Origin of the sequence: Paraburkholderia elongata (genome assembly GCF_013177735.1) — a bacterium.
Taxonomy (GTDB): domain Bacteria; phylum Pseudomonadota; class Gammaproteobacteria; order Burkholderiales; family Burkholderiaceae; genus Paraburkholderia; species Paraburkholderia elongata.
Map to the genome: position 1 here is coordinate 24791 of NZ_WOEZ01000075.1, position 10330 is coordinate 35120.

General features: G+C 59.4%; 12 protein-coding genes. 5 read left to right on the forward strand and 7 right to left on the reverse strand.

The annotated features are described in order from the left end of the window. Positions 1-32: 32 nt before the first annotated feature. From GNZ13_RS15515 to GNZ13_RS15545, 7 genes are all read right to left on the reverse strand, one after another. A complete protein-coding gene (locus GNZ13_RS15515) occupies positions 33-959 on the reverse strand; it encodes an NADP-dependent oxidoreductase (RefSeq protein ID WP_172165793.1) in 927 nt (308 codons plus the stop codon). Positions 960-986: 27 nt separating this feature from the next. Beyond that, entirely contained in the window at positions 987-1757 is a 771-nt protein-coding gene (locus tag GNZ13_RS15520) for an SDR family oxidoreductase (protein ID WP_172165795.1), read from the reverse strand. 105 nt (positions 1758-1862) lie between these two features. Beyond that, positions 1863-2306 (reverse strand): ester cyclase, encoded by a 444-nt coding sequence (locus GNZ13_RS15525; RefSeq protein ID WP_172165797.1) that lies wholly within the window; start codon positions 2304-2306, stop codon positions 1863-1865. 57 nt (positions 2307-2363) lie between these two features. After that, positions 2364-3140 carry an SDR family NAD(P)-dependent oxidoreductase gene (locus tag GNZ13_RS15530; protein ID WP_172165799.1) on the reverse strand — a complete coding sequence of 259 codons (777 nt, stop codon included), beginning with the start codon at positions 3138-3140 and terminating at the stop codon, positions 2364-2366. A gap of 131 nt (positions 3141-3271) precedes the next feature. Beyond that, positions 3272-3697 (reverse strand): DoxX family protein, encoded by a 426-nt coding sequence (locus GNZ13_RS15535; protein ID WP_172165803.1) that lies wholly within the window; start codon positions 3695-3697, stop codon positions 3272-3274. Positions 3698-3754: 57 nt separating this feature from the next. After that, on the reverse strand, positions 3755-4555 hold the full coding sequence (locus GNZ13_RS15540) for a pirin family protein (RefSeq protein ID WP_172165806.1): 801 nt from the start codon (positions 4553-4555) through the stop codon (positions 3755-3757). A 327-nt stretch (positions 4556-4882) separates the two neighbouring features. Next, positions 4883-5785 carry a LysR family transcriptional regulator gene (locus tag GNZ13_RS15545; protein ID WP_172165809.1) on the reverse strand — a complete coding sequence of 301 codons (903 nt, stop codon included), beginning with the start codon at positions 5783-5785 and terminating at the stop codon, positions 4883-4885. A 414-nt stretch (positions 5786-6199) separates the two neighbouring features. On the opposite strand from GNZ13_RS15545, the gene GNZ13_RS15550 reads away from it, so the two are divergent. The 5 genes from GNZ13_RS15550 (at position 6200) to GNZ13_RS15570 (ending at position 10210) form a co-directional block, all read left to right on the forward strand. After that, positions 6200-6895 (forward strand): fumarylacetoacetate hydrolase family protein, encoded by a 696-nt coding sequence (locus GNZ13_RS15550; protein WP_172165812.1) that lies wholly within the window; start codon positions 6200-6202, stop codon positions 6893-6895. A 112-nt stretch (positions 6896-7007) separates the two neighbouring features. Further along, positions 7008-7667, forward strand: coding sequence for a hypothetical protein (locus GNZ13_RS15555; RefSeq protein ID WP_172165815.1), 660 nt, complete (start codon positions 7008-7010; stop codon positions 7665-7667). A 198-nt stretch (positions 7668-7865) separates the two neighbouring features. Further along, positions 7866-8441, forward strand: coding sequence for a flavin reductase family protein (locus GNZ13_RS15560; protein WP_172165817.1), 576 nt, complete (start codon positions 7866-7868; stop codon positions 8439-8441). Positions 8442-8491: 50 nt separating this feature from the next. Next, positions 8492-9814: an LLM class flavin-dependent oxidoreductase gene (locus GNZ13_RS15565; RefSeq protein WP_172165819.1), complete on the forward strand. Its 1323-nt coding sequence runs from the start codon at positions 8492-8494 to the stop codon at positions 9812-9814. Between the two features lie 12 nt (positions 9815-9826). Continuing rightward, a complete protein-coding gene (locus tag GNZ13_RS15570; protein ID WP_172165820.1) occupies positions 9827-10210 on the forward strand; it encodes an alpha/beta fold hydrolase in 384 nt (127 codons plus the stop codon). Positions 10211-10330: the final 120 nt, after the last annotated feature.

Below are 10330 nucleotides of genomic sequence, written 5' to 3' on the forward strand. Positions count from 1 at the left end.
AAGCCATGCTTCGGTAGACCGGCCAATTGGCATCATCGGGTCGCGTCGAGCACGACCTTGCCGCGAGCGTGACGGGTCAAGTTCTTTTTCAGGGCATCGGCCGCACGCGACAGCGGAAAGGCCGCTTCGACTTCGGCTCTGAGCTCGCCCGAATCGAAGTGCGCAGCGATCGCAGCCAACTGCTTGCCATCGGAGCGGGTTGCGAAATGTTTCGCCACCACACCCGCTAGCCTCGCGCGCTCGGCATCCGGTGGACTGACCGGTGACACCAGGGTACCGCCGGCCTTTAACAACGACCAGGAACGATCCTGTGTTTCACCGCCAACGAGATCCAGGACGATGTCCACGGACGACACGATCTGTTCGAAGGACTCCGTCTGATAGTCGATGGCCTGCGTCGCGCCAAGCCGTCTGACATAGTCAAGATTGCTGGACGACGCCGTTCCGATTACGTTTGCACCGGCGATTCTCGCCAGCTGCACCGCCATACTGCCAACGCCGCCTGCCGCGCCGTGAATCAGCACGTGCTGCCCCGGCTTGACGCCAGCGTGCTCATGCAACGCCTGCCATGCAGTCAATGCTGTCGCAGGCACGCCTGCCGCTTCAAGCAGGGAAAGTTTATTCGGGACTAAAGCCAGGCGATCCGTTGAGGCGATCACCTTCGTGACGTACCCGCCGACGATCCCGATGTAACCGAAGACTTCGTCACCCACGGCGAAGCCCCTGACCCCGGCGCCCAGTGCCGAAATCTTTCCCGACACCTCAACGCCAGGCGTGTAAGGTAGTGACAGCGGCAGGAACGCTTTCATCCTGCCTTCAAGAATTTTCCAGTCGACCGGGTTGACGCCGCTCCCCGCAACGTCGATTAATACTTCGCCCTCTCCCGGTACCGGGTCAGGGATATCTTCCAGTGTCAGAACTTCGGGGCCGCCGTAGACATAGGCACGTATTGCTTTCATGAGTTACTCCTGATTGAGCTTGATGTGTCAAATCACCGAGAGCAGGCCGCCATCAACAAGCAAGGCGATACCGGTGACATAGCTCGACATGTCCGAACCGAGCCACGCAACAGCGTCGCCTATTTCGGACGGTTTCCCCAGACGGCGCAATGGAGTGCGTTGTCGAAAACCTTCCGAGGCTGCGGCAATGCCGGGATTCGTGCGCAGCAAGTGTGTGTCGATCGTGCCGGGGCAGATGGCATTCACGCGGATCCCGTCGGGACCGAGCGCGTCCGCGAGGGCCTTGGCCATCAGCACGACACCACCCTTGCTGGTCGAGTAAGCGACAGTCATACCGGCGCCCGCGATACCCCCCATGCTCGCCATCAGTACGATGCTGCCAGGCTTGCCACGCGCCTTCATCTGGCGTGCCGCGGCTTGCGCACCGAACAGCACGCCGTCGAGATTGACCGCCATCAACCGCCGGTAGTCGCTTTCGGCGACGTCGGGACCGTCCTCGCGCAACGTGATGCCTGCGTTGCAAACCATTACGTCGACACCGCCAAACTCGGCCGCCGCATCGACCAGCGCGTCGACTTCCGCATGCTGCGTCACGTCGGTGCGTTGAAATCGCGTGAGCACACCCAGCGCTTCGATCTCGGCAGTCGTCTGCGTACCGCCCTCGTGCGGGGTTTCGGTGACGTCGGAGACGATCACTGCCTTCGCTCCGTGCCGCGCCGCACTAATCGCAATGGCTCGACCGATGCCGCTGGCCGCGCCGGTGACCAGCACGACCTTGTCCTTAAGAATATCGCTCATTTTGGTATCCTTATAAATAAGTCAACTTAACCGCATGTACTGGACCAACAGTCTAGTGGTGCGTAGTGGATGTCAAGACGCCACCGCGTGAGCGCAGTCGATTTTTCACGCTTCCTTCGCACCGGCAGGAAAAGCACCGAGTTGCTGCATCAGCGAGAAGAGATTGGCGACACCCCAGTGCTCGGCAATCTTGCCGTTGCGCACGCGCATCGCGTCGACAGTTTCAAAATGGATCTTTCGACCGGTGGGCGGCACGCCAAGGAAGGTGCCTTCGTGTGTGCCGTGATACGTCTTGTAGGTCGTCACCAGATCCCCATCGGCAACCTGCCAATGAATGTCCGCGTGGAAGTCGGGGAACGCGGCACGCAGTGCGTGGTAGAGGCCGCGTGCACCATCCTTGTCCGGGGAGCAGTTCGGCTGCGGCGTATGGTCGACGAAATCGTCCGCGAATAATTCTTCGAATACTTCAAAGTTGCCGCCGCCTTGAACCTCTTCGGTATTGCGACGAACTACAGCCTTTGCTTCTTCGCTTGCGTTGCTACGGGTCATGTCATGCTCCAGAACGGTTGAAATGCGAGTGTTTCAGTTCACAACGATACGGGTCGGTCACTGCAACTCGAAGCCACCGATGGTCATCCCACCGTCGACCACGAGCATCTGCCCGATCACATAACTCGCCGCCGACGAGCAGAGCCAGACAGCAGCGGCGGCCACTTCGGCCGGTTGGGCGCCCCGCTTCGCCGGGATCGCGGTGCGGGCAAGTTCGGCGAAGGCCGGGTTCTGCGCGCTATTTGCGACCACCATCGGCGTCTCGATCCATCCGGGGGCCAACGCGTTGACGCGGATGCCGTGCGCGGCGTTTTCCATCGCCGCGACGCGGGTCAGACCATGGACGCCGTGCTTCGATGCTGCGTAGGCGCTCATCCCGCCAGGGCCGGTCAGCGCGGCGACGGACGCTGTATTGCAGATGGCGCCGCCACCGCTTCGCTTCATCAGCGGTAACTGGTACTTCATGCCGAGGAACACGCTGCGAAGATTGACCCTGAGGACCCTGTCGAAGTCGTCCGTGGGGTAATCCTCGATCCGGTAAGTTCCGCCCGTAATGCCGGCGTTGTTGAACGCCGCGTCGAGTCGCCCGGCGTCTCTTTCTATACGTGCGAGGAGCGTGGAAACATCCTCCTCGCTCGCCACATCGACTCGTGCGATGGCGGCCTTTCCGCCGGCCCTGACAATCAGATCCTCGGTTTCAGCGAGACCGTTCTCGTTGACGTCGGCAGCGTAGACGTACGCGCCGCGGCTGGAGAAGGCTCGTGCGGCCTCCCGGCCGATGCCGGAGCCAGCGCCCGTCACGAGCACGACCTTTCCGTTGAAATCTTCAGTCATGGCATCCCTCACGCAGTGCTATTAAGCGCATTTATAGTTAGCATAACGATATATTGTGGTGTTACGCTGGGCGATGATGCCCAGCTCACTCGATGACTTGCCAGGACGACCCACGGCCATCCCGAACGTCGTTATTGAGCGGTCCCTGCGACCAGCACTTCGCGACGGTTATCAAAGCTGAATGCGCCTGCGCCATAAGCCACGACCTGGATCAAACCGCCGGCCATCGCGACGTTCTTGAGAAAGTGGAACATCTGGTTCTGGTCGCCGAGCGCGTGGTGGAAGATCAGCGCGGTAATAATCGAATACGCTGCCAGCAGCACGGCAACGAGCCGCGTGCGATAGCCGACGATCAGCAGAACGCTGCCAACCAGCTCAAGTGCCATCGAGCCGAGATAGCCGAGCAGCGGCACGGGCAATCCTAGCGACCCGATGTAGCCGATGGTCGCTCCGGGCGCAGTGAGTTTGCTAAAGCCGCTCACCAGAAAAATGGCAGCGATGAGAATGCGGCCAATCAGCGGAAGGGCCTGGTTAGAATTTGCAGAGGTTGAGTTCATGACGAGTTCCTTAAGTTAAGTAAAAAGAGACGAAGATTAAGTGGACTGCTTGTGCGACTAACGGATGCGGCCGCGAGAGCGAAGCTGCTTGCCAATTCGTGCGATCTGGGCCTCTCCCGCTTGCAGCGCGGCCTCTGACGTGTGAACCGAGTAGTAGCCGAGCACCAGGTCATGCGGGTGTTTTACTGCGGACGCGAAAATGAATTCGGCGTCGGTGTCTGCGACGAAGTCGAGAGCGTCTTCGGACTCGCTGAAGACCGCGAGTTCGCTGCGCAGACGCTCGCCCGCGACGCGAAGCGCGCCCCGATGCACGTGGGCCCAGCCCACGGTATGTCCAGCGGGCGGCACATAGCGCCAGCGCTCGCCTGCCTTGAGCCGTACGTGCAAATAGTTGATCCCTTCCGGCGCCAATACCGGGCTGTGTGCGTCCCTATAGCTGCCGAGAATGACGCGCGCAGGACCCACATGCGGGATGGCCTGCGCGGGAAGATATTGGGTTTGCGGTTCCCCATTCTCGATTTCGGGCGGCAACGCCACCCACATCTGGTAACCGTGAAAGCGCTTCAGGTCCGCTGGACTGGCGTCGTGCCAGATACCGTTGCCCGCGTTCATCCACTCGACGCTGCCCGCGGACAACACGCCCGACGCGCCCGTCGTATCTTCGTAACTCAGGTTGCCCGAGAGAAGGACCGTGATCGTCGCGATGCCCGAATGCGGGTGCATTGGAAACAGTGCGTCGCTCGACGGCGTGAAATCGAAGTAGTCCAGGAACACGAACGGCTTGATCAGCTCGCCCAGTTCGGCGGGGCTAACGATGCGCGTGACCGGGCCATGGCGGCGCCCTTGGGTACGCGCCACAACGGTGCGCGAAGGACTGCTGGCCGGACAACGGGCGTGGCTGCTTCGAGTAGATCAGTGGCGGGAGCCATGACGATTTCCTTGTGGAGATGACATGGCTGAAGGTTAGAAGCTGGCGAACCCCAGCGGAAGCCTATATATTTGGATAAAGTCTATCGCCTCAACCGATGAACTTTTGCGACGAGCATCTCCGCGTGGCAGTTCGCGGAGGCCTCTTCGGTTCTGGTGCTTGTACAGAGGAAGCGTTTGAGACGGTGAACCCGTTGCTTATCGAGTTCCTGGATGGATTACAACCGGGGTAATGAAATGTCAGGTCGACCACGACCGTCACTCTTCATTCGAGGTTTGTTTTAGTCGACCGAGAAACCAACGGCCCGCGGGGCCTGGCGGCGTATCTTTGCGATAGATTGCAAGCATGGCAATCGGCGGCGTTTGGGGCTGAAAGTTTTCGATTCGCAGCGGTACCAGATCGCCCGAAACAAGATCGGCGTGTACCATCGCCGCAGGCATATGCCCCCACCCGAAGCCAGCTCGCAAAAACGCATGCTTCGCGCCCAGATCGGCTAATCGCCAGATCTGCGGAGAGAACACCCCGAATGACTTACCATCAGTCAGCGGCGTGCGATCAGTCAATACAAGCTGCACATGTTCTTCCAGTTCGCGCGATCGGATCACTCTTTCAAGCGATGCCAAGGGATGTGTCGGACCGGTAACGGTGACCATCGGCACGTCGAGCAGCTTCTCGGCATCAATCGATTCGGGCACGGCCGGCATGGAACCGCTAATGCCGAGCCTGCACGCCCGCTCCACCACTCGCTGCACTACCGCACCCAAGGCTTCGACATACAAGCGCACTGGCGTGTCAGGAAACGCGTCACGGAATTCTCCAACCGCCCGTGTGAGTGAGGCCATCGGATACATGACGTCCACCACGACGGAAAGCTCTGGCTCAAGTCCCTCCGCGATTGCTCGCGCCCTCGACTTGAAACCATCCATGCAGTTGACGGTGAGACGCGCCTGCGAAAGCAATGCAGCACCTTCATCCGTCAATCGTGGATAGTGACCACTCCGGTCGAACAAAGGCACATTGATTTGAGCTTCAAGATTGGCGAGCGTCTGACTCACGACGGACTGTGCCCTGCGAAGCTTACGTCCTGCCGCAGAGAAGCTTCCTTCGTCTGCGGCAGCGATAAAGGTGCGCAGTTGGTCCATGGATACGCCGTCGAGCATATATCGATTTTCCGGATGGAATTTGTCGAGAAATATAGCCTTTCGAGCGTGGTGTCAAGTGCCAAAGCTTCAGTCATGTCGTCACCGAAGGAGATTTTCATACTTCGTGCCCATGCTTCATGCCTATTCCTCGCCGCCCCATGTCACTCCCGATCCGCAGCCTGGCCGCCGACGGTCATGGCGTTGCGCTGCAAACAGGCTGGCAGGCAATCCGAATAGAGGCGTTGCGATCTGACTTCGAGATCACGATGTAAGTATTCGTCGTTGGACGCGGATGCAGCGCACAACCATACTTCCTACCACTTGACGCGGGCGCAACTACACCGTTGGTCGTTGACAGTCCGATGATGTCGTTGCGGTCGTGAGCCCGGCTCATCAAAACCAGCGGGTTCGAAATAAACAGGAGTTGTTGTTATGCGCATCGAGTTCACATTACCCACGCCGACAGTGTTGATCCAAGGCAGCGACTCCGTCTTTCCGGTTCGGCGCATTTACTGCGTGGGCCGCAACTATGCCGCCCATGCTCGCGAGATGGGCTTCGACCCGAACCGCGAACCGCCCTTCTTTTTTTGCAAGCCCGCAGATGCCATCGTGAACGTTCCGGCTGGTACGACCGTTGAAGTTCCCTACCCGCCGCGGACCAGCGAGTACCACCACGAAATCGAACTGGTGGTAGCGATCGGACGCGCTGGCAGTGACATCGCGGTAGAGGATGCTTTGGACCACGTCTTCGGATACGCGGTCGGTCTCGACATGACCCGGCGCGACTTGCAGCTTGCGCTGCGTGACAAGGGACGACCGTGGGAACTGGGCAAAGCATTCGACCAATCGGCGCCCATCGCTCCGCTCCGCAGGGTTAGCGAAGTCGGCCACATTGACCGTGGCGCCCTCTGGGTACAAATCAATGGTGAGGATCGCCAACGTACGGACCTCAGCAAGCTCATCTGGTCGGTACCGGAAATTATCGCCAACCTGTCCACGTATTTCGAACTGCAGCCTGGCGACCTCATCTACACCGGCACACCCGAAGGCGTAGGGCCGGTCCACCGCGGGGACACCATGACTGGTGGCATCGCCGGCCTGGGTGAGTTGAGCGTGAAGGTGCGGTGAGCATGTCCGCAGAGGCAGAACGTCACATGCTTTCGCGACCCGCACGTCTGAAACAGGACGGCAAGCCCACACGTCATTTGAATTCCATCCTCACAACCGATAGGAGCTAGACATGAATTACGCCACCCTGGCGGCGCCAGGCCGAGAAATGCCCACGTCGGACGCGCTGACATTGATGCACGTCCCCGCAAAGTTCGACGTAACGAAATGGCCCCGGGAAGTCGAAGCGTTTCTCCACAAGACCACCGACCCTCATCATCGGGCGATGTTAAAGAACTACTTCCGCCATTTGCTCCTGGAAGTAGCAGGTTACTGGGATCAAATCATCGTTCCCGAACTCACCGTCGACGAGCCCATGTACCGCGTCGGTGACCGGCGCCAGATGCACGTTCTGACAGGCAAGGCAGCTGTCGAAGGCTTCTATCGCGAAGCCGCCGAAACGCGCCAGAACGTGATGGGCGCCCGGACCATGAACATGGGCGTCGACGACTACGGCATCACCACTGAAGCCGTATGGACCCACGTCGTGCCAGGGGCGTGCCTGCAGGACCACGGCATCAATGCCGACCCCGCGGCGCACTACCTGATGACGCACCACCTCTTCCAGATCTTCACGTACACGAACGAGCCAAAACCAAAGCTCATCGCGGAGCGTATCTACGACGACCCGGAGAGCTACACCTATGAAAAGCTTGCACCCGCCGACGTCGTGACGCCGGAGATCGCCCGGGAACTCCTCGCCCCCTTCCTGGCTCGAGCGACGCTGGACTGATGCCCCTCAGTCGAGGTTAAGGGAGTGACGACGTCTTCAGAACGACGTCACTCGACGTGGCCGCTAAAGTTTCTGAAACAATGAATCGCATTACTAACGAATTCAGCACGGTAGACGCATCACTCGGTGCTTCCGATCTTGCTTACACCGGCGGTGCCCAACTTGCGCTGCGTGACATCGGCACTATGAAGAGAAAAGATGGACGCGAAGACAAATGCTCGCAATCTGCGTCAGTGCTTTGGCCGGTTCGCTACAGGTGTAACGGTAGTGACCTACCAGACCACCGAGGGCGTTCGCGGGGCAACGCTGAACTCGTTCACGTCGGTATCGCTTGACCCACCGCTGGTCCTGGTCTCGTTATCGCGCACAACCAGGATCAGCGCTGCCATCGATCAACTGCCCTTTGCCATCAACGTGCTGCGCGCCGATCAAATGGACGTAGCGATGCATTTTGCCGGCCGCCCCCAGTCAGGCAGCGCTATCGCATGGGACGCTACAAGTGGTGATGATCCGCCTAGCCTGTCTGAGGCGATCGCCGTCTTTCGTTGTAAGCCCTGGCAACGCTATGACGGTGGCGATCACGTGTTGCAGGTTGGCGAGGTGACAAGCAGTCTGACCCGCGAGGGTGCCCCACTGCTGTTCAGTGACGGTCGGTTTACCGGCATCGGCCTGCCAATGCTCGACGGGCCGATGGTCCTGAGCCTCGACAACCCGCCTCTTCCCGGTTGGATAGGCGCCGCTCACCGACTGCAACAGCATACCGAGGCGGGTTGAATCCGTCGTTTTCACGACAACACACGGTTGACGATACCTATGGAGGAGACATGAAAATCACGCTTTTCTCGCAAGCCCCCTTCTACCAGGGCCTGCCAGATGATTTCGAACGACAGCACGAATCCGTCTGCAGTACACCCTACTCGCTCACTACGCGCGACGGCGTTTATTCTTCGATGCGCGACTTCCTTCACGTACTGATGTTCGCCGGGCGCTCAGGCTTTGACGGACTCGCAGTGACTGAGCATAGCCAGTCGGCGTACGACATGGTTCCTAACCCAGACCTCGTCGCCAGTGCGCTGGCGTATATGACCGAGACCGAAGGGCTCGACGTAGCGATCGTCCCGATGGGTCGTTCGCTGGGCAAGGCACGAGAGCCCCTTCGCGTCGCCGAAGAATACGCCATGATTGACGTGATGAGCGGAGGACGCCTCGTCGCCGGCTTTCCGATCGGTCTCTCATATGATGCAGCGATCAACAATGGCGTTCCCCCAATCGACATCCGACCGCGTTTCGACGAAGGCCTCGAACTGATCCTGCGCGCCTGGAAACAAACCGAACCGTTTGCCTTCAACGGAAGGTTCGGTCAGTACTCTCAGGTCAACATTTGGCCCCGGCCTCTGCAACGCGACGTGCCCGTGTATATCACCGGCACGGGAAATCCGCGCACGATGCAGATGTGCCTGGAGCGGAATATGGCTTTCAACTACCTAAGCTGGTTTGGTGCAAAGCTCACCGGCAAGCGCATTTTTGACAGGTTTTGGGAAACGGCCGACCAGCTCGGTGTGTCCCGCAATCCCTACCGCATGGGTTTTGTGCAGACTATCGCCGTTGCCGAGACCGATGCGCAGGCCGAAGAGGACTATGCGAAGCATCTCGAATACAGCTTCCGCAAAGGTCTCGGCAGTATCCCGGTCGAAAAGCTCGGACTGCCAGGCGGTATTGACATTCGTGGTGTCGAAGCGCTGGTTAAAGACCCTGGCGACTTCGGCATGGTTGACCGTCTTCGAACGGCAACTTATCGCGAGCTCGTCGATGCAGGGTGCGTGATCGCCGGCAGTCCGGCAACTGTACGCGAACAGCTCGGAGAATATCTCAAGCTCTACGGTATCGGAAACCTTCATGCCATGCTGACGTTTGGTTCACTCCCGAAGCATCTTGCGATGAAGAACGTACAACTTTTCGCAGACGAGGTTGCGCCATACCTTCGCAACATTTGGGCCGGCAGCGAGCATGTCCACCACTGGTGGCCAGAACGGCTTGGTGGAACTCCGAAGCCCGTGACCGCAGGCGCCTCTGCCACCGTGCACGCCTCGAACGGAGAGGCTAAAAAGCCCAACGTCGAGCGCCCGGTTGCAACTGCCAATCGCTAAAGGAGATCACCCATGCCTACAGAAACTCATCCCCAGGGCCCTGCCATTGCCGAACAAACGCTGTTGGTCTGGAACGGGCGCCTCAAGATGCGCGTCAAGGTTGCCGGGAATGGCGCCCCGCTACTCTACTTGCACCCGTCGGCCGGGCTTGCGTGGGATCCATTCCTGTCCTATCTCGCGCAGCGCTATACCGTCTACGCTCCAGAGTTTCCCGGCACCAGCGTTGGCGATCCTTACGCCATCCACTCCATTCACAATCTTGCGGACGTCGTACTAGCTTACGAAGAACTGGTTCGTTCGCTCGGGCTTCACGATCCGGTTGTCGTCGGGCAATCGTTTGGAGGGATGCTTGCGGCCGAACTCGCCGCCACATTTCCTGATCTTTTTTCATCCTAAAAACCGCAGTTACCCAGTTGCAATCGCAGCGATCGGAGTCCGTTGCAGCGGTGTAGATGCGGTAATGCGTGCGCAGATATAGCGCAGCAGCTCGCGCCATCGGTCGAGCTTCGGGAACTG